At 71.8% G+C, this 19,379-nt stretch carries 12 protein-coding genes and 1 pseudogene; 3 read left to right on the top strand and 10 right to left on the bottom strand.

Annotation, left to right across the window (positions count from 1 at the left end):
- Nucleotides 1-82: 82 nt before the first annotated feature.
- Nucleotides 83-1,972 (bottom strand): ATP-binding cassette domain-containing protein, encoded by a 1,890-nt coding sequence (locus OG899_RS00745; RefSeq protein WP_125497317.1) that lies wholly within the window; start codon nt 1,970-1,972, stop codon nt 83-85.
- A gap of 390 nt (nt 1,973-2,362) precedes the next feature.
- On the opposite strand from OG899_RS00745, the gene OG899_RS00740 reads away from it, so the two are divergent.
- A complete protein-coding gene (locus tag OG899_RS00740; protein WP_406310860.1) occupies nt 2,363-5,530 on the top strand; it encodes a glycoside hydrolase family 2 TIM barrel-domain containing protein in 3,168 nt (1,055 codons plus the stop codon).
- A gap of 55 nt (nt 5,531-5,585) precedes the next feature.
- Here OG899_RS00740 and OG899_RS00735 read toward each other — a convergent pair.
- The 5 genes and pseudogenes from OG899_RS00735 to OG899_RS00715 form a co-directional block, all read right to left on the bottom strand.
- Nucleotides 5,586-6,160, bottom strand: a pseudogene (locus tag OG899_RS00735) (hypothetical protein).
- 96 nt (nt 6,161-6,256) lie between these two features.
- A complete protein-coding gene (locus OG899_RS00730; protein WP_406310859.1) occupies nt 6,257-6,994 on the bottom strand; it encodes a PepSY domain-containing protein in 738 nt (245 codons plus the stop codon).
- Nucleotides 6,995-7,280: 286 nt separating this feature from the next.
- Nucleotides 7,281-7,871, bottom strand: coding sequence for a hypothetical protein (locus OG899_RS00725; RefSeq protein ID WP_189343404.1), 591 nt, complete (start codon nt 7,869-7,871; stop codon nt 7,281-7,283).
- 372 nt (nt 7,872-8,243) lie between these two features.
- Entirely contained in the window at nt 8,244-9,821 is a 1,578-nt protein-coding gene (locus tag OG899_RS00720; protein ID WP_125497350.1) for an APC family permease, read from the bottom strand.
- A 223-nt stretch (nt 9,822-10,044) separates the two neighbouring features.
- Nucleotides 10,045-10,755 (bottom strand): SDR family oxidoreductase, encoded by a 711-nt coding sequence (locus tag OG899_RS00715; RefSeq protein ID WP_125497314.1) that lies wholly within the window; start codon nt 10,753-10,755, stop codon nt 10,045-10,047.
- Between the two features lie 179 nt (nt 10,756-10,934).
- Between OG899_RS00715 and OG899_RS00710 the strand changes: the two genes are divergently transcribed.
- Nucleotides 10,935-11,543, top strand: a complete 609-nt coding sequence (locus tag OG899_RS00710; protein WP_168132419.1) for a TetR/AcrR family transcriptional regulator — start codon at nt 10,935-10,937, stop codon at nt 11,541-11,543.
- A 286-nt stretch (nt 11,544-11,829) separates the two neighbouring features.
- A complete protein-coding gene (locus OG899_RS00705) occupies nt 11,830-15,048 on the top strand; it encodes a TIM-barrel domain-containing protein (protein ID WP_125497349.1) in 3,219 nt (1,072 codons plus the stop codon).
- A gap of 196 nt (nt 15,049-15,244) precedes the next feature.
- On the opposite strand, the gene OG899_RS00700 is transcribed toward OG899_RS00705, so the two are convergent.
- The 4 genes from OG899_RS00700 to OG899_RS00685 form a co-directional block, all read right to left on the bottom strand.
- Nucleotides 15,245-15,715 carry a GNAT family N-acetyltransferase gene (locus OG899_RS00700; RefSeq protein WP_206345965.1) on the bottom strand — a complete coding sequence of 157 codons (471 nt, stop codon included), beginning with the start codon at nt 15,713-15,715 and terminating at the stop codon, nt 15,245-15,247.
- 296 nt (nt 15,716-16,011) lie between these two features.
- Nucleotides 16,012-16,725, bottom strand: a complete 714-nt coding sequence (locus OG899_RS00695; protein ID WP_125497347.1) for a chitinase — start codon at nt 16,723-16,725, stop codon at nt 16,012-16,014.
- A 218-nt stretch (nt 16,726-16,943) separates the two neighbouring features.
- The gene (locus tag OG899_RS00690; RefSeq protein ID WP_125497312.1) at nt 16,944-17,129 is read right to left on the bottom strand and encodes a hypothetical protein; all 186 of its coding nucleotides are present in this window, start codon (nt 17,127-17,129) and stop codon (nt 16,944-16,946) included.
- Nucleotides 17,130-17,713: 584 nt separating this feature from the next.
- Entirely contained in the window at nt 17,714-18,847 is a 1,134-nt protein-coding gene (locus OG899_RS00685) for a lectin (protein ID WP_168132418.1), read from the bottom strand.
- Nucleotides 18,848-19,379: the final 532 nt, after the last annotated feature.

The raw sequence follows: 19,379 nt of genomic DNA, 5'->3' as shown, positions 1-19,379 counted from the left end.
CCCTGCGCCCGGGTGTCAGGACGGCGCGCTGCCACGCCGTGTCAGCGCACGCCACACCGCCGACCGCCGCGGTGCACGGTCCTCACCGGTCCTCGGACAGGGAGAGCAGCTCCGCGAACAGACCGCCGGCGGCGGCCAGTTCCTCGTACGTGCCCTGCTCGGCCACCCGGCCGTTGCGCAGGACGACGATCCGGTCGGCCAGCCTGGTGTTCTGCAGCTGGTGGGTGATCACGATCGTCATGCGCTCGGCGGCGATGCGTTTGATCTCCAACAGGATCCGGTGCTCGCCCCGCGGGTCCATCTGCGAGGTCGGCTCGTCGAGGACGAGCAGCGGAGTGCGACGGTACAGTGCGCGGGCGCACGCCAGGCGCTGCCACTGGCCGCCGGACAGCTCGGCACCGCCCCACCACTCCTTGGCCAGCAGGGTGTCGAGCTGCTTCGGCAGCCCCTCGATCGTCTCCCGCAGACCGACCGCGTCCACGGCCTGCCACACCGGTGCGTCGTCGAACGTCCTCGGCTGTCCCAGGGTGACGTTCTCCCGGGCGCGCAGCGGCCAGCGGGCGTAGTTCTGCGGCACCAGCGCGGTGCGTTTCCACACCGCGTCGGGATCGGCGCCGGCCAGATCGATCCCGTCCCACAGCACCCGGCCCCGGTCCGCGAGCAGGATCCCCGTGATCAGCTTGACCAGGGTCGACTTGCCCGAGCCGTTCTCCCCGACGACGGCCAGGATCTCGCCGCGGCGCAGGGTCAGCGAGACCCCGTCGACCGCCGGCTGCTCCCTGCCCGGGTACCGGTAGACCACGTCCTCGAGCCGGATCTCGTCGACCCGTTCCGGCACGGTCGCGGGGCCCCGCCGGGGTGCGCGCTCGGCGGCCTGGTCGAGGAAGGACCGCATGTCCGCCAGATACAGCGAGGTGTGGAACAGGGCGGCGCCGTGCAGGACGAACTGCCCCAGCGCCGCCAGCGTGGTCTGCACGGCGACCACGGCGGTCGCCGCCACCGGCAGCGCGACCCGGCCCGTGGCGGCCAGCCACGCCAGCAGCCCCCAGGTGCCCAGCAGGAACAGCCCGCCCAGGGCGCTGGTGGCCAGGGAGATGCGCAGCACCCGTGGTGCGGCGCTCAGCGCACGCCGGTCGATGCGGTCGGACAGGGCGCGGTACCAGTAGACGAGGTACCCGGTCATGCCGTTGGCGCGCACCTCGTCCCCGAACCGTGAGTACGTCGCCCACCAGCGCATCATGGAGCGGACGTTGCGGTCGGCGATGGTCAGGTAGTGGGTCTCGTAGTCGACGCGCGCGCTCAGCACCGCGCCCACGCCGGCCGGGAGCACCGCCAGCAGGAGCAGCGGCAGCATCGTCCAGTGCAGTGCCGTGATCACACCGCCGGCGGTGACCATCCGGATCGCGGCGGCCAGGAACCGCTGCGCGTCCTGCACCATGAACCGGGTCCGGGTGGCACCGACCTCCGCCGCCTCCTGCCGGTCGGCGAACCCGGCCTCGCCGTACGCGGCGGACTCCACCCGGCACACCGCGGTCACCAGCGCGATGTCGGCCTCGGTCATCAGCCGTGGCGTGATCCGGCCGTCGGCGTACGCGGCCAGGGCGCCGCCGACCCGGCCCGTGCCGGCCGCGACCGCCACCACGACCAGCGCCGGCAAGGCGCCGTGCAGGCGTTCGGTCACGCTCCCCGTGCCGAGCACGTGGTGCAGGGCGCGTGCGGTGAAGGCGAGCACGACGGCGGCCGCGGCGCCGGTCAGCAGCTGGCAGACCAGCAGCAGGACCACAGCGGTCCGGTCCACCGCCCAGGCCATCCGCAGGGTGTGCCCGAGCACGCCCGGCAGCCGTCGGCACATCGCGCCGAAACCGGCCTCGGCCAGCGGGTTCCTGCCGAACTCGCCCTCGTAGGAGATGGTGGCGGGCGGTGGAGGGGGTGGCGTGGCGCCGTGTGTGGACGGGGTGTCGGTGACGGTCATCCGGGTTCCTCCCTGGGGTCGGGCCGTGCCGGAACGGCTCGGCGGTGCACGGCTCAACGACCCGGCCGGGGAATCGAACGCGCTCGATTCCGGACGTGCCGGAAGCCCGCGGTTCCAAGGGGTCCGGCGAGACGAGCCCGTGCTCAGGCCCCGGTGACGGAACGGCCGGTGTCCGAAACGCCGCTGGTCGATGCGGAGGTGGCGGAGGAGGTGGGGCGAACGGCGCGGTGCGGTGCGCGCCTCGGCGCACACCGAAGGCGCGTGCGAAATCCGCCCGCAACCGCCGGTGTCAAGAGGCGGCCGCGACACGATGCACGGTCAGCGCCCTTGTGGTGTGGGGGACTTCGTTCGATGCTGACGGTTCTTGATGCCTTACGTTCGGAGCCGCGTATGAGTGCAGAGAGAACCCTTCCTCACCGACCGCGCCGTCGTACGGTGCTGACCGCCGGCGCACTGGCCGGCTGGGCTGCCTTCTGCGCCCGGAAGCGGGCGTTCGCGGCCGCGCAGGGCGAGCCCTGGGACGCCGCTCCGCGCGTCTTCCAGGTGGGGCGCGAGCCGGCCCGGGCCCGGCTGGTGCCCTACGGAAACCGGGAACAGGCTCTGCGGCACCGGTTCCAGGACTCGCCCTACTACCGCAGTCTCGACGGCAGCTGGCGCTTCCACTGGTCCCGCAACGCCGACCAGCGGCCCGTCGGCTTCGAGCGACCGGACTACGACGACAGCGGATGGGACCGCATCCCGGTGCCGTCCAACTGGGAGATCGAGGGCTACCCGGAGCCGATCTACCTGAACATCTCCTATCCGTGGATCGGCTACGAGACACCCGATCCGCCCGAGGTGCCGCACGACTTCAATCCCGTCGGCAGCTACCGCCGCACCTTCACCGTGCCCGCCGGCTGGGCGGGACGGCGCACGCTGCTGTCGTTCCAGGGCGTGAAGTCGGCGTTCTTCGTCTGGGTCAACGGCGAGCAGGTCGGCTACAGCGAGGACAGCTACACCCCCGCCGAGTTCGACATCACGCCCCACCTGCGGCCGGGCACCAACACCCTGGCCGTGGAGGTGCACCGCTGGTCCGACGGCAGCTGGCTGGAGGACCAGGACATGATCGACCTGTCCGGGATCTTCCGGGACGTCTATCTGTACTCCGTGCCGCAGGTGCATGTGCACGACCTGTTCGTGCACACCGAGCTGGACGACGCCTACCGCGACGCCGTCCTCGCCGTCGACGTCACCCTGCGGGACCGGGCCGGCGCGGGCACCGCCGGTCACCGTGTCACCGCGGAGCTGTTCGACGCCCGCGGCCACCGGGTGCTGCACCTGTCGGACGACGCCGGCGACGGTTCGGTGACGCTCCGCGGCGCTGTGCGCCGCCCCGCCCTGTGGTCCGCCGAGGACCCCGCTCTGTACACCCTTGTGCTGGCCCTCACCGACGCACACGGCCGGACCACCGATCTGCACAGCACACGGGTCGGCTTCCGTCAGGTCGAGTACGGGCCGGGGAAGTTCACCGTCAACGGCCGGCCGGTGATGTTCCGCGGCACCAACCGCCACGAGACCGACCCCGAACGCGGCCAGGCCCTCGACGAGCAGCGGATGATCCAGGACATCCGCCTGATGAAGCAGCACAACATCAACGCCGTGCGCACCTCGCACTACCCCAACCACCCGCGCTGGCTGGAGCTGTGCGACGAGTACGGGCTGTACGTCATCGACGAGACCAACCTGGAGACGCACGGCGTCCGCGACACCGTGCCCGGGTCGCTGCCGGAGTGGACCGACGCCTGTGTGGACCGGCTGCGCTCGATGGTCGAGCGGGACAAGAACCACCCGTGCGTCGTCGTCTGGTCGCTGGGCAACGAGGCGGGCCAGGGCAGCAACTTCCAGGCCATGGCGGACTGGGTGCACGCCCGTGACGCCTCCCGGCCCGTGCACTACGAGGGCATGAACGCCGTCGCCGACCTGCACAGCGAGATGTACACCAGCCCGGCCGGTGTGGAGGCCTACGGCAGGTCGGGCGCACCGACCCCGTTCATGCTGTGCGAGTACAACCACTCCATGGGCAACAGCGGCGGCAACCTCAAGGAGTACTGGGACGTCTTCGAGAAGTACCCCAACCTGCACGGCGCCTTCGTCTGGGACTGGGCCGACCAGGCCGTCCGGCTGCCGGTGCCGGGCGACGCGCGGCACACGTATCTCTCCTACGGCGGCGACTGGCACGACGGCTACCCCACCGACGGCAACTTCTGCTGCAACGGCCTGGTCGCCGCGGACCGCTCGGTCCACCCCGGACTGATCGAGGTCAAGAAGTGCTACCAGCCGGTGGGTGTCACGGCCGGCGACCTCACCGGCGCCTCGGGCGGCACCGTCACGGTCCGCAACAAGCACATGTTCAGCGGCCTGGACGCCTACACGGTCCACTGGACGCTGACCCGGGACGGCGAGGAGATCCAGCACGGCACCCTGCCGTCCCCGTCGGTGGCACCCGGCGAGGACGGCACGCTGCGCATCCCCTACCGCCGGCCCGCGTCCCTCGAGCCCGGTGCCGAGTACTTCCTGAATCTGTCCTTCCGGCTGCGCGAGGACACCTCCTGGGCGGACGCCGGACACGAGGTCGCCGCCGAGCAACTGCCGCTCGACTGGCACACCCCGGCACCCGTGGACACCCCCGTCCGCGGCAGCCTGCACCTGACCGAGACGGACACCGAGGTACAGGTGAGCGGCCGGGACGTGGAGGTGGTGCTGTCCAAGACCACCGGCACGCTCACCACCTACACCGTCAAGGGACAGCAGGTGCTCGCCGAGGGGCCGGTGCCGAACTTCTGGCGCGGACCCACCGACAACGACATCGGCCGCGATGTCCTAAAGACGGCCGCCACCTGGCGCGACGCGGGATCCCGGCGGACGGTGACGTCCGTGCGCACCGCACAGCCGGCGGCCGGCGAGGTGGTGATCGAGGTCGCCTGCACCCTGCCCACCGCGCCGGCGACCGCCACGTGGCACACGGTGTTCCGGGTCCGGGCCGACGGCGAGATACGGGTACGGCACACCCTCGACGCCCCGGCCGGGCTGCCCGATCTGCCGATGGTCGGCGCACTGCTGACCGTGCCGTCGGGACACGAACGGCTCGACTGGTTCGGCCGCGGCCCGCACGAGAACTACCAGGACCGCAAGGCCTCCGCCTTCGTGGGACGCTGGCGCTCCACCGTCGACCAGCAGGTCGCGCCCTATGTGCGTCCCCAGCAGACCGGCAACCAGACGGACGTGCGGCGCCTGTCGGTGACGGACCGGTCCGGACAGGGCCTGACGGTGATCGCCGATCCCGCCGACGGCGAGGAGCTGCTGGAGACCAGCGTCCTGCACTACACGCCGTTCGACCTGGACGGCCCCCGGCACCCGCACCAGCTCACCCGGCGCGACGAGACGATCCTGCTGGTCAACCACCGTCAGACGGGGGTCGGCGGGATCAACTCCTGGGGAGCGGCCCCGCTGGAGCCGTACCTGCTGCACTCCGGCCGGACCTACACCTACGCCTACCGGCTGCGCCCGGCGTCCGCCTGACCGGGAGCCACGGGAAGCCGTCCGGTCCCGGGGAAGGCGTCCGGGGCCGGACGGCTCAGGTCAGCGGTTCGCTCAGCTCCATGCAGCGCAGTGCCGCCGCCGGCGCCTGCCCGTCGCCGACGTCGAGGGCGGTGTCGGTGAACTTCTGGACGTGCTCGGCGCCGTGGCGCAGGGCCCGTGCGAAGACCTCGTCGGCGGACAGGCCGACCGGTGCGCGGCAGGCGACCGGGGCATCGGGCGCGTACGTCGCGGTCACCGCGGCGGACGCCGTCCACGCGGCCCGCAGGCTCGGCATCCACAGGGTCCGGGGGAGCGCGGGCAGGGTGCGCAGCACGGCGTTGGGCGTGGTGGCCGCGTGGACCAGCGTGATCGCCTCGCCGTGGCCGCCACCCGGCGCTCGTCCCCCAGCACCTCGCGCCAGTCGGCGGCCGTGACCGGCCGCGTGCCGGACGGGAACTCCTCCAGTTCGGGGGCGCACCGGTCGATCCAGCGGTGGACGGAGCGCGCGTGCCCATGGGTGACGAGGGCTTCCACGGCCGTCGGGGCGTGGTTGCTCAGCCGGCCGAGCCGCTCGGGGCCGCAGCGGTGGAGTCGCTGGAGCGCCTCGTCGAGGGTGCCTGTCGTATCCACGACGGGCACGGCAGAGAGGCCGCCCCAGCGACGCAACGGGCGAAGGACGTAGGACCGGCCGGACTCGTCCAGGGCCTCGGCCCTGGTCCTCGGTCCTCAGTCCCGGTCCACGTGTTCCCTGAGGATCTTCCGGTTGGTGGCGTCGATGTCGTACGTGGTCTTGTTCCAGTTGTCGGTCGTGACCACGTCGACGGACCACTTGGGTGAGCCCTGGTCGGTGTCGCCGAGTTCGACGGCCGTGACGGTGCCCTTGGTCCTGTCGGTGGCGGTCTGCACCGCCTGCTGCGGGGTGACGGTGGCCTTCTTCAGCAGGTCGGCCAGCTCCCGCTTGTCGTCGGGGTCCTGGTCGCTGTCGGTGCGGGCCTCGTCGGCCGTGCCGGTGACCGCGTCGACCCGGACGGTGCGGGCGGTGCCGTCGGCGTCCGCCACCTCGACCTTCCAGGCGGGCTTGTCGGCCGGCCCGTCCAGTTCGACGGCGACCGGCTTGGCGTCGGGCACCTTCTGCACGGTGGTGTCCAGGGCCTTGTCCCAGCCGACCTTGACCTTGGGCACGATCTCCTTGCGCTCGGCCTGGTCCTCGGTGAGCCGGCTCTCGCTCGGCGAGGGCGAGGCGGCCGTGGGGGAGGCGGGCGAGGCATCGGTCGGCGACGGGGAGGTCGCCTGGGCCTGCGCGGGCTCGGCCGAGGGGGACGCCGTGGTGGAGTCGCCCGTGTCGTTTCCGCCGCAGCCGGTGAGCAGTCCGCCCGCCGCGGCCACGGCGCACAACGCGCCGAGGGCTCGGGAGACCGACGGACGGCTGCGCCACCTGACGGATTGGTGTCTCCTTGTGGTCATGCGCATACAGTAAGTCACCGCAATGCCCGCAGCCCGTCGCGGCGGGCCGGTGTCTTCGGCCATGTGAGGAGTGCGCCGAGACCGGCGGCGGTTCCGGGGCGGCCGTGGTCGGCACGCGGTCGCGCCGTCCGCCGGGCCGGTGAGCCGCCGGGTACGGTGCCGGGCGTGCACGAACGGGAGGGGCGCCGGCCGGATTACGGCGGGCCGGGGCATGTCTCCACGGGGTGCGCGGTCGGCGCGCGGTGCGTGGTGGTTCGCGGGTCGTGGCGGTCACGGGGTGCGGCGGTCAGAGGTCGTCGTCGCCCCGGTCCGTGCCGTCGTGGTGGTAGTCGTAGGCGTCGTACTCGTCGTCGACGACGCGGAAGCTGCCCGCGATGCCGTCCTTGACGTAGATGCCGTCGGTGGGCCCGGGGACGATGCCGTTGGTGGAGCTGCGGGGGCCGACGGTGGCGATCGGGGCGCCGCCGTCGCAGGTCACGCCGCGGTAGATCTCGACGGTGCGGCGGCTGTCGTTGGTGATGTTCAGGCTCGTGGCCCCCAGGCCGCTGATCACGGTGATGCAGCCGGCGGGGTGGGCGTAGTAGGACCGCTCGTTGATGTGGACCCAGCCCTCGTCGTGGTCGTCGTGCCGGTCCCGCCGGCCGTCCCCGCCGTGGTGGGCGTCGCCGTCGCCGTCCCGGCCGCCGTCCTCGCCGGGGTCGTTCCTCGAGGCGGAGTCTCCGCCCTGGGGTGCCTGCGCGGGAGCCCGGCGGACGGCGGTCGGGGTCATCCGGGCGTCGTGGGCGGGGGTGGTCGCGGCGAAGGTGATGCCGGCCGCGGTCAGGGCCGCCGCCGTCGCGACGCTCGTGTTGAACACATAGGAACGGTTCGTGAACATGGCGCTGCCTTACCTGCTCCCGGAGTCGGTGCGGTGCCGGCGGTGACGGCCGGCGTGTGACCGAACGTACTCAGACCCCCCACACCTGTCATTCCGGGCGGATCTGGACGGGCTGCCCCGGCGGGCCGATCGGGGCACTCTGCGCCGTACGGCACCCATGAAATCGCTGATGAGACATCAGGTGTGCGCCGCGCACGCAAACCTGAGGGTGTTTTGGTTCGGCAGGGTGACGGCGGACGGCCGCTCGGCTCGTCCGCTCGCGGATGTGTTCTCGCATCCGTGCGGCGGCTGATGCGCTGTCAGCGCGCAGACGCGGCCGGGCCGCGCACACGTCCTCGGCTGCGTGTGTGCGCGGCCCGGCGGAGCAGGACCTCAGCCCTGGGCGAGGCTGTCCGTGTGTGTCCTCACCGCCTGGACGCGGACGCCCGAGCGTACCGCCCAGAAGTAGACCGCGATCCCGAAGACCGCCACCGTCAGGGAGTCCCAGGGCGCCGGGAGCCGTCCCGAGCCGCCGAAGGAGCCGAGCCAGGACAGCAGCGTGAGCACCGCGAGGAACACCACCAGCCATGCGCCCGTGGCCAGTTCCGCGGTGAGCGGCCGGCCCGTCCCGGTGCTGCGGTGCATGGCGAGGAACACCAGCAGGCCCGCCAGGACCAGCGGCAGCGCCAGCCGCAGGTCGCGCCACCCCGACCAGTACACGAACTCGGCGGACACCACGAACGCCACGGGAGCCGTCCAGCGCAGGCCCGGCACCCACCCGGCGGTGCGGCCGCCCGGGGCCGTCAGGAACACCGCGGCCGCAACCGCGCAGGCCGCGTAGGTGAGCAGATACATGTCCCCCATGACACTCACGATGTCCTGCCAGCCGCCGAAGGGCAGCAGGAACACCAGGATCACCGCGAGGTTCAGCACCAGGGCCCGGCGCGGAATGCCCGAGCGCTGCTCCACCGCCATGAAGAAGCGCGGCAGCGTGCCGTTCTTCGCCAGCGCGTAGGTGTGCCGGGCGTCCAGCGCGACCCCGACGTAGGCCGAGCCGCCCGGCGAGACGACGGCGTCCGCGTACAGCAGCGTCGACAGCCAGTGCAGGTTGAGCACCAGGGCCAGCTGCCCGAACGGCGAGTCGAAGTTCACGCCCTGCCAGCCGTGCGTCAGTGCACTGTCGGGCACCGCGAACAGGAACGCCACCTGCAGCGCCAGGTACATCAAGACGGCCAGACCGATCCCGACCAGCACCGCGGCGGGCACGGTGCGCCGCGGGTTCCTCGTCTCGCCGGAGAAGTCCAGCGGTGCCTGGAACCCGTTCACCGAGTACACGATGCCGCCGCCGGCCAGCGCCGACAGGCAGGCCGCGTATCCGTAGGGGGCGAACCCGCCGTGGTCGGTCAGCCGGCTGCTGTCCCACCCGGACACCAGCAGCGCCACCACCGTGAGCAGCGGCACCGCGATCTTGAACACGGTCAGCAGGTTGTTCAGCCGCGCGAACAGCCGTACCGCGAACCAGTTCAGCGCCGTCAGCACGATGCTCAGCGTCGCCGCCACCCCCAGGCCGCTGATCGTCAGCGAGCCGTCCCGGTACAGGCCGGGCAGGTAGTGCGCGGCATACTGCATGATCGCGCTGATCTCCGCCGCGGTGCCGCCCACCGACAGCAGCACCGACCAGCCGATCACCGTGCCGACCAGGCGTCCCGAGGCGTACAGCGGCCAGCGCACCGTGCCGCCGCCCTCCGGCCGGGACGCACCCAGCTCGATCATCACCAGGGCCACCAGCATGCACAGCAGCCCCGCGCCCACCCAGGACAGCAGCGAGGCCGGGCCCGCCGTTCGAGCGGCGTACATCGCGGCGAACAGCCATCCCGAGCCGACGATGTTGGAGAAGGCGATCGCCGTCAGTCCCCAGAAGCCCAGGTCGCGGCGGAGCCGGCGTTCCTGTGTCCGTGCCGACGGAATCATCTCCGGGTCGGCTGTCTGCCCCTGCGGCACCGTGCCGCCTCCTCGTACTCGTGCTCGGGCTCGGGCGCGCGCCCACCGTCCGGCGGACCGTGTCGAACGCGCGCCCGAAGAGGGTAGCGAGGAGCGATGAGAGGACGGCGTGTGCGCCGAAGTGTGGGACGGCGAGGGTCGCAGGATGAACCCGCGGCCCCCCGAAAGGCGGACCGGCCGGCGCCGGCGGCGGTCAGTGCGCCAGCTGCGGATACAGCGCCTCCACACCCGCGGACAGGTCGCCGAGCACCCGTCGGCTGCCGGCGTCGGCGACGATCTCGTACAGCCCCTGGTCGAGGCCCTCCAGGGCGATCCGGGCGATGTCGGCGGGGTCCGACTTCGGCTGGTCGAGCTCGGCGGTCATGTCGGTGTCCATGTAGCCGACATGGAGCGCGCTGACCTGGGTGCCCTGATCGGCCAGGCGCAGGCGCAGCGCATTGGTGACGGACCATGCGGCGGACTTGGCCGCGCAGTACGCGGCGGCGTGAGGCAGCGTCAACCAGGACAGCACGGAGAGCACATTGAGGATCGCGCCGCCGCCGTTGCGGGCGAGCACGGGTGCGAAGGCGCGGCTGACGGCGAGGGTGCCGAGCACATGGGTCTCGAAGTCGGTGCGGAAGGCGTCGAGGTCCCCGTCGAGCACCGGGCCGCCGGAGAACGAGCCCGCGTTGTTGACGAGCAGGGTGACGTCCGGGGCCTGCTCGGCCGCGGAGCGCACGGCGGCCGGATCGGTGATGTCCAGTGCGATCGGCACCACTCCTTCTGCCCGGACGCGGATGCGGCGGGGGTCACGGGCCGCCGCGTAGACCTTGCGCGCACCCGCCTGGAGCAGGGCGCGGACGAACCGGTCGCCGAGACCTCGGTTGGCGCCGGTGACCAGGGCGACGGAGCCGTTGATGTTCATGAGTTGCCTTCTTCCGTGGAACGGGCGGGAATCGCGCCGCAGCGCCGGTCCGGCGTGCGGCACCGGCCCGGGAGCGGCATGAGGGCATGCCGCACAGGATGGAAACCGATCGGTTTCCTCGTGCTGCGAGCGTAAACCGATCGGTTTCCCGTGTCGAGTCGGCGCGCTATGCTCCACCCATGACGACAGTGAAGGCCGTGTCCGGCAGCGCATCCGAGGTGGCGTCCGCCAAGGCGTCGCCACGCGAACGGCTGCTCGACGCGGCGGCCGAGCTGTTCGAGCGGGAAGGCGTCGGGGTCGGCACGGACGCCCTCTGCCGGGCGGCCGGTGTCTCGAAGCGGTCCATGTACCAGCTGTTCGACAGCAAGGACGCGATCATCGCCGCCGCGCTGGAACGCCGGGCACGGGCGGTGAGCGCGTTCCTGCTCCCGCCGCCGGACGCCCCCGGCTCGCCGCGCGAGCGGATGCTGTACGTGTTCCGGCGCCTCGAGGAGGCCGCCCAGGACCCCGGGTACTGCGGCTGCCCCCATGTGTCGACGCTCGTGGAGCTCAAGGACCTCGGGCATCCGGCCAGTGTCGTGGCGTTGCGGTACAAGGCCGAGACGCTGGCGTTCCTCCGCGCCGAGGCGGAACGCGCCGGTGCCGCGGACCCGGAGCTTCTCGCCCGTCGGCTCGCCCTGGTCTTCGACGGCGCCGCGACCCGGGCCGGCACGGGCGTCGACCGCCTGGACGGGCTGGCCCTCAGCACCGCGGCCGCGCTCATCGACGCGGCCTGCGCGGGCCGGTAGCCGGCCGGCCGGCACCGGGCGGCGGTTGCCGTGCCGAGCGTTCCGCCGCGGTCCGGTCACCGCCGGCAGGACGGCCGTGCCGCACCGGCCGTCGTCATGGTCATGTACACAGCGGTCATCGCCGTGTTGTGATGCTCACGCTCAACTCACCACGCTGCACAGGGTCCTGTCCCCGCCGGCGCGACCGGACCGCGTCGGCAGACCCGGAACGGAGTTGGTCGTGAGACGCACTTCCAGACGACGGTGGCGGCTCCTGCGGCGGTGGTCGGTCACTGCCGCCCTGGGCATGGCCGTCACCGCCGTGTCGCCCGGCGCGCCGCCCGCATCGGCCCACGACGAGGGCCGACACCCCCGCATCCCTGTTGTCACCTCCGGTGACGCCCGCTTCCAGATCCTCTCCCCGACCCTCGTCCGCACCGAGTACGCGGGCGACCGCGCCTTCACCGACGCCCCTACCTTCAACGCGATCGGCCGCGACGACTTCGCCCCGACCCCCTACACCGCCCGCACCAGCGGGGGCTGGCTCACCATCACGACGAGCGCGATGACCCTGCGCTACCGGGTCGGCTCCGGACCGTTCGACGCCGGCAACCTCTCGGTGAAGCTCACCGCGGGCGACGCCCCGGTCACCGCCGCGCCCTGGCACCGGCTGATCTGCCGGCCCGGCACCCTGTGCGAGGCGGAGAAGCTCCGGCTCGACGGCGTGTCCGCGGCCGCCGACCACACCGGCCACACCGGCACCGGATTCGCCGCCGGCTTCACGGGCACCGGCAGCTCCGTCTCCGCTGACATCGATGTCACCCACGACGGCGCCTACGACGTCGCCGTGCGGTACGCCAATGCCCTCGGCGGGGACGGCAGGAACGAGACCCGCACCCTGACCCTGACGGTCGACGGTGCGGAGCCCACGACGCTGACCCTGCCGGCCACGGGAAGCTGGGACACCTGGAAACTCGCCACCGCACCCGTCCGGCTCGGCGCGGGCCCCCACACGCTCACGCTCACCCGCACCGCCTCGGACAGCGGCAACGTCAACCTCGACAGCCTCGCCCTGGTGCACCCCGGCGACCCGTACCCGCCGGCCGACACCGCCGCGATCACCGGCTGTGCCGTCGGCACGAGCTGCGAGGCGGAGGACGGACGGATCACCGGCACCGCGAGCAGCGCCACCGACCACACCGGCTACGCCGGTGACGGCTTCGTCGCCGAGCTGAACCAGGGATCGAGCGTGACCACCCACCTGGTCGGGGTGCCGGCCGACGGCGTCTACACCCTGCGGGTGCGCTACGCCAACGGCACCGGCGGCGACGGCCTGCACCGGACCCGCACCGCCTCGGTGTCCACCGGTGCCGGCACCACGACCCTCACCCTGCCGGCGACCGAGAACTGGGACGACTGGCGGACCGCCGCCGTGCCGGTGACGCTGACCGCAGGAGACGACGACATCACCCTCGGCTGCCCCGAGGAGACGAGCTGCCACGTCAACCTCGACACCGTGTCCGTCACCGCCACCGGAGCCCCGGCCCCGCAGCCGCACCTCGCCCTCGGCGGCTACCGCCGCGGCCTGGACGGCGTCACCGGCACCGGACCCGCCCCGGTGACCACCCCCGGCCTGCTCCACAAGGACGGCTGGTATCTGCTGGACGACACCCCGTCCGCGCTCTACGACCCCGCGACGCAGCAGGTGACACCGCGCCCCGCGCACGGCGGCGAGCCCTACCAGGACGGCTATGTCTTCGCCTACGGACACGACTACGAACAGGCCCTCGCCGACCTGGCCACCCTCACCGGGCCCCCGGCGCTGCTGCCGCCCTGGGCGTACGGCGTGTGGTACTCGGAGTACATCGACCGCACCGCGGCCGACTACCGCGACACCGTCCTCCCGGCCTTCCGCGCCGAAGGCGTCCCGCTGGACGTGCTGGTGACCGACACCGACTACAAGGCCGTCAACAACTGGAGCGGCTGGGAGATCGACCGGAACCGGTTCCCCGACCCGAAGGGCTTCTTCGACTGGTCGGCCGCTCAGGGACTGCACAACACGCTCAACGTGCACCCCAGCATCCTCGCCTCCGACCCCCAGTTCCCCCGGGCCCAGGCCACGGCCAAGGGCAAGCTCACCAAGGGCGGGTGCGCGCCCGGCGCCTCGGTGGAGGACAACTGCCACACCTTCGACTTCGGCGACCCCGACCAGCTCAGGGCCTACCTGGACCTGCACCGGACCATGGACGACCAGGGCAACGACTTCTGGTGGCTGGACTGGTGCTGCGACTCCTCGCAGTCGTCCCTGCCCGGGGTCACCCCGGACGCGTGGATCAACCAGCAGTACGCCACGATGACCGGCCGGCGCCTCGGCCGCGGCTTCGTCCTCTCCCGCGCCTACGGCTCGCTCCAGGCGGGCGGCTACAGCGGCCAGCAGGCGGTGCCGACCGGGCCGTGGGCGGACAAACGCACCACCGTGCACTTCACCGGCGACACCTCCTCCACCTGGGGCACCCTGAAGCTGGAGGTCGGCTACACGCCGGGTGAGTCCGCGGCGACCGGGATGGTCGCCGTCACGCACGACATCGGCGGCCACAACGACACGACGGGACTGCCCGGTTCGGAGACCTGGACCGACGGCGGACAGACCCGCACCACGTACAAGCTGCCCGACGACCTGTACGCCCGCTGGGTGCAGTTCGGCACCTTCCAGCCGATCGACCGCCTGCACAGCAACCACAGCGACCGGCTGCCCTGGCAGTACGGCACCGAGGCCCGAGCCTCGGCGGACCGCTTCCTCAACCTCCGCGAGAACCTGGTGCCCTACACCTACACCCTGGCCGAGGAGGCGCACCGCACCGGTGTGCCGATCGTCCGTGCCACCTACCTGGAGTACCCGGAGGAGGAGCAGGCCTACGCCACCGCCGACAGCGAGTACCTGTACGGGCCCGACGTCCTGGTCGCCCCGGTCACCTCACCGGGGACGACCGCGACCACCACGGTGTGGTTCCCGCCCGGCCGGTGGACCGACTGGTTCACCGGCACGACCTACCAGGGCGGCACCACCCGGGAAGTCACCACCGGACTGGACACCATGCCCGTGTTCGTCAAGGACGGCGGCATCCTGCCCACCCGCACCCATGACGTCGCGGCCCACGACAAGGCGCCGCTGACCGACGTCACCCTGACCGTGGCCACCGGGGCGTCCGGCTCGTACCGGCTCTACGAGGACGACGGCACCGGCACGGGGCCGGGCCACAGCGCCACGACGACCGTCCGCCACACCCGCGACGGCTCCCGCCACACGGTGACCGTCGACGCGGTGCACGGCTCCTTCCCCGGCCAGGTGAAGGACCGCCGGTGGACGTTGTCCCTGCTGGGCACGGACCACGCCCCGACCGAGGTGTCCGCCACCGGCGTCCGGCTCACCCGGGCCGACTGGCACTGGGACCGGGCGAGCAGAACCCTCACGATCAGCCTGCCCCGGCACACCGTGCACCGGCCGGTCACCGTCACCTGGCGGTAGGCGGGTGCAGCGGCCGCACCTCGGGCGGCCGTCCGCGCACCGGCGTGTCGGACGCCCGGCGCGCGGACGGCCGCTGCCGTGCCGTGGCACAGGGCGCGGCGGCAGCGTGCGGCCGTCATCGGATGCGTCGCGGACGCGGCCGGAGAGCCGGCCGGGGGAGGGGCCGGCGCGGTGCCGCGGAGGGGTGCCGGGGGATTCACCGAGCGGGCAGAGCCAGTCGCAGCACGATCTCCCCGTCCCAGATCTGCCCGGTGGCCTCGAAGCCGAGCGCACGGTAGAACGGCAACGGCTCGCCGTCACCGGGCTCGTAACTGGTCAGCAGCTCCGTGGCGCCGTCCGCCCGCACCAGGTCGGCGACCCGGGTGAGGGCCTGACGGCCGATCCCGCGTCTCTGGTACCGCCGGTCGATCAGGAAGCGCCACAAGAAATGCCGTTCCCGGAACGGGCCGTCGGGGGGACGCCACATCAGCATCACGAAGCCGACCGGCTCCTCGCCCTGATACACGGCGCGGTACCAGGGACGGGCCTGGGGCTGCTCGGCGGCGTCCTCGAGCGACTCGGACACGGAGGCGACGAACCGCCGCTGGTCGCGCCGGACACGGAGGGCGCGCACGGCGTCCCGGTTGCCGGCCGTGACCTCGCGCAGGTGCACGCCTGGAGAACTCATGCCACACCTCCTCCTCCGCCGGGCGCCGTGCGGACGCCGGCCCGTGCGGGTGCGGGCGCATGCGTCCGCGGACGCCGGAGCGGACGGTGCCTCAGCGTATCCGCCGGGGTGCGGCGACCGCCGGATTGCGGGCTCGTCCGGGGCGTCGCCGCCCGCCGGGCACCGTGCGGAAGGGTGCACACCGCCGTTGCGTGTCCCGCGGTCACGTGGGTGTGCCGGCGCGGGACACGCGTCAGCACGTGTGCCCACGGCCTCCTCCCGCCGTGGGCACACGTGGTACCGGATGCCGAGAGACCTCAGCAGTACAGGTTGTCGCCCGGGGCCACCCCGAGGATGGAGGTGAAGCGCTGGTAGGCGTCGACGCGGCTCTGCACCTGCGCCGGGTTCCGGCCGTCGCACTCCAGGGAACCGTTGATGGAGCGGATGGTCTGGCCGAAACCGGCGTGGTTCACCATGGCGTCGTGGGGCGTCATGGTGCCCGGGCCGGACTGGGTGTTCCAGTACCACAGGCCGGTCTTCCAGGCGATCGCCGGGTCGTTCTCGACCAGCCAGGGGTTGTTCAGCAGGTCCACGCCGATCGCGTCACCCGCGGCCTTGTAGTTGAAGTTCCAGCTCAGCTGGATGGGGCCGCGGCCGTAGTAGGCGTCCTGGCCGGCCGGGCAGCCGTACGGCTGGCTCCAGTCGCAGTACGCCGGGTAGTTGGCGGTGTTCTGCTCGACCACGTACTGCAGGCCGCCGGTCTCGTGGTTGACGTTGGCCAGGAAGGCGGCGGCCTCCTGCTTCTTCGTCGTGTCGTCACCGGTGTTGGCGAAGCCCGGGAAGGCGCTGAGCGCGTCGACCAGACCCTGGTAGGTGTAGAACGGGTTCCGGTTCGGGAACATCTGGTTGAACTGGGCTTCGGAGACCACGAAGTTGGCCTGGATCGTGTCGCTGCCGGCGGCCGACGCGCTCACGTGCGTGCTGCCGGCGACGGGGCCGGTGGCGGCCTGGGCCGGCGCGGCGGTGAACATGGCGGCGACAAGACCGGCCGTCGCGACACCGAGCGTCGCCCGGCGCAGACCGAGGCGTCGGGCGGAGATCCGCTGACGGGTGGTGGAAGCAGTCACGATCGCTCCTTGATGAGAGGAAGAGCAGGCCGGAGGACATCACCGGCCTGGTGCCTGGGTCGGCCCAACTCCGGCGCGGCCACGGCGTCGTGGCCGTCGTCCGGATCGATGTCGGTCCGGGACTACACAGAAGTGCCGTCGGCACTGGTGATCCCCGTGATGCCGGGGCACTCCTCGGCGAGGCCGGTGATGCCGCCACGGACGCCCTGAACGGGGGAGGCGGTCGTCAGGGTCGCGGGTATGGCGAGCACGGTCGCTGCTAAACCACTCGTCACGGTGGCCGAGCGGGTCGAAGAGTGTCCTGCCATGGTGGGGGGTTCACACTCTTTCAGTGGGGGGTGGGGGGCAAGGACGACGGCGCGCCCACCGGACGACGGCGACGAAGCCGCGACTGAGGCAGGTGGCGCTGTCGGTTGGGAACCTAAAGGTCTGCACCACTGGCGTCAAGGGATGAATTCAGCCCGGGATTTGACGCGGCATCCGGTGCACTGGATGAAGGGGCGGTGCCGGCCGTCGATCACCGGGAAGCGGCACACATGTGCGCTTCCTCACGTTTACGGCGGGCCGATGGGTGACGAGAGATGAGGGCGCGGTGCATGTCCGCGTTCAGTTGTTGACGGCTGCGGGCGGTGGCGGTAGAACAACGTGAGAGCGCTCTCAGCCGTTGTGCACCCTGTCCCCCACAGGCCCTTCCGGTACTGGAGACCTCATGCCGACCTCCCCCCACAGGCCGGCGCCGGAACCCTTGTCCGGCGTCGCTCGCACCAGGGCGGCTGTCCGCGCGAGGGGACACAGCCCGGTGATGCGTCCCCGGCGCCGGCGACGGAAACAGCACGTGCGCCCACGGCGTTGTCCGCCATGGGCACACGCGGTGTCGCTGTTCAGAAGCGGATCAGCAGTACAGGTTGCCGCCCGGGCTCACCCCGAGGATGGAGGTGAAGCGCTGGTAGGCGTCGACGCGGCTCTGCACCTGTGCCTGGTTCCGGCCGTTGCACTCCAGCGAGCCGTTGATGGAGCGGATGGTCTCGCCGAAGCCGACGTGGTTCACCATGGCGTTGTGCGGGGTCATGGTGCCGGCGCCGGACTGGGTGTTCCAGAACCACAGGCCGGTCTTCCAGGCGATCGCCGGGTCGTTCTCGACCAGCCAGGGGTTGTTCAGCAGGTCCACGCCGATCGCGTCACCCGCGGCCTTGTAGTTGTAGTTCCAGCTCAGCTGGATGGGGCCGCGGCCGTAGTAGGCGGCCTGACCCGCCGGGCAGCCGTACGACTGACCCCAGTCGCAGTAGGTCGGGTAGTTGGCGGTGTTCAGCTCGACCACGTACTGCAGGCCGCCGGTCTCGTGGTTGACGTTGGCCAGGAAGGCGGCGGCCTCCTGCTTCTTCGTCGTGTCGTCGCCGGTGTTGGCGAAGCCCGGGAACGCGCTCAGCGCCTGGACCAGACCCTGGTAGGTGTAGAACGGGTTCCGGTTCGGGAACATCTGGTTGAACTGGGCCTCGGAGACCACGAAGCCCGAGGGTGCCGGAGTGCTGCCGCCGCCGGTGGCCGGTGCGTTCCACTTCTGGTTGGAGCCGCCGGTGCAGGTCCAGATCTGCACGCGGGTGCCGTTGGCGCTGTTGCGGTCGGTGACGTCGAGGCACTTGTCGGCGGCGGGGTTGACGATGTCGTGGGCCGCGGTGACGACCCACTTCTGGTTGGCGCCGCCGGTGCAGTCCCACAATTGCACCTTGGCGCCGTCGGCGGTGGAGCGGTCGACGATGTCGAGGCACTTGCCGAGGGCGCGGATGGTGCCGTCGGAGCCGACGGTCCACTGCTGGGCGTTGGTGCCGTTGCAGTCGTAGATCTGCACGGGGGTGCCGTTGGCGGAGTCGGCGCCCGCGACATCGAGGCACTTGCCGTCCAGGCCGGTGATGGAGCCGGTGGCGGCCTGAGCCGGAGCGGCGGTCATCAGGGCCGCCGACAGGGCGAGCACGGTCGCCGCCAGACCGCTCTTCACGAGGGTCGAGCGGTGCGGAGAGTGTCCGACCATGGCTGGAGGTTCACACTCTTTCAGGTATGGAAAAGGGTTGACGGGATGACGGCGCGCCCGCGCGACAACGGCGACCAGGTCGCTGGCTGGGGGAGGGCGCGCTGCCGTCCCGGAACCAAAAGGTCTGGACCAGCAGCGTCAAGACGTAAAAGATCAAAGCTTTCTGACGTCCCGCCCCGTGCAGGAGCCGAAGGGGTGCACCGACCGTGAACCGCCGGATGTGGCACGACATGTGCCGCATGTCCCGTACGTGGCGGGAAGCGAGGCGACGAAAGGCGTGCAACTCCCTTGAGAATGTGTTCAGTTGTTGACGGGTGCGTGAGGTGGCGGTACAAACGTCCTGAGAGCGCTCTCCGACCCCCGGTTTTCCCGCCTTTCCGCGTCCCTCACGGGCCTTTCGTACTGGAGACCGCATGGCGACCACCCCCCACATGTCGGCGCCTGCACACCCGACCGGCACCGTCCGCACCCGCACCGCTCTCGCCCTGGTGCTCGCACTCGCCGCCTGCCTCTTCACCCTGACGCAGGCACC

It is taken from the genome of Streptomyces thermoviolaceus (genome assembly GCF_045209695.1).
GTDB lineage: Bacteria > Actinomycetota > Actinomycetes > Streptomycetales > Streptomycetaceae > Streptomyces > Streptomyces thermoviolaceus.
The sequence above is the reverse complement of the archived record's forward strand: the minus strand, read 5'-3'. Positions and strand labels throughout refer to the sequence as shown.

Coding starts and splice junctions, on each gene's coding strand:
- OG899_RS00745 (WP_125497317.1), bottom strand. CDS start 1,972: ATGACCGTCACCGACACCCCGTCCACACACGGCGCCACGCCACCCCCT.
- OG899_RS00740 (WP_406310860.1), top strand. CDS start 2,363: ATGAGTGCAGAGAGAACCCTTCCTCACCGACCGCGCCGTCGTACGGTG.
- OG899_RS00730 (WP_406310859.1), bottom strand. CDS start 6,994: ATGACCACAAGGAGACACCAATCCGTCAGGTGGCGCAGCCGTCCGTCG.
- OG899_RS00725 (WP_189343404.1), bottom strand. CDS start 7,871: ATGTTCACGAACCGTTCCTATGTGTTCAACACGAGCGTCGCGACGGCG.
- OG899_RS00720 (WP_125497350.1), bottom strand. CDS start 9,821: ATGATTCCGTCGGCACGGACACAGGAACGCCGGCTCCGCCGCGACCTG.
- OG899_RS00715 (WP_125497314.1), bottom strand. CDS start 10,755: ATGAACATCAACGGCTCCGTCGCCCTGGTCACCGGCGCCAACCGAGGT.
- OG899_RS00710 (WP_168132419.1), top strand. CDS start 10,935: ATGACGACAGTGAAGGCCGTGTCCGGCAGCGCATCCGAGGTGGCGTCC.
- OG899_RS00705 (WP_125497349.1), top strand. CDS start 11,830: ATGGCCGTCACCGCCGTGTCGCCCGGCGCGCCGCCCGCATCGGCCCAC.
- OG899_RS00700 (WP_206345965.1), bottom strand. CDS start 15,715: ATGAGTTCTCCAGGCGTGCACCTGCGCGAGGTCACGGCCGGCAACCGG.
- OG899_RS00695 (WP_125497347.1), bottom strand. CDS start 16,725: ATGTTCACCGCCGCGCCGGCCCAGGCCGCCACCGGCCCCGTCGCCGGC.
- OG899_RS00690 (WP_125497312.1), bottom strand. CDS start 17,129: ATGGCAGGACACTCTTCGACCCGCTCGGCCACCGTGACGAGTGGTTTA.
- OG899_RS00685 (WP_168132418.1), bottom strand. CDS start 18,847: ATGGTCGGACACTCTCCGCACCGCTCGACCCTCGTGAAGAGCGGTCTG.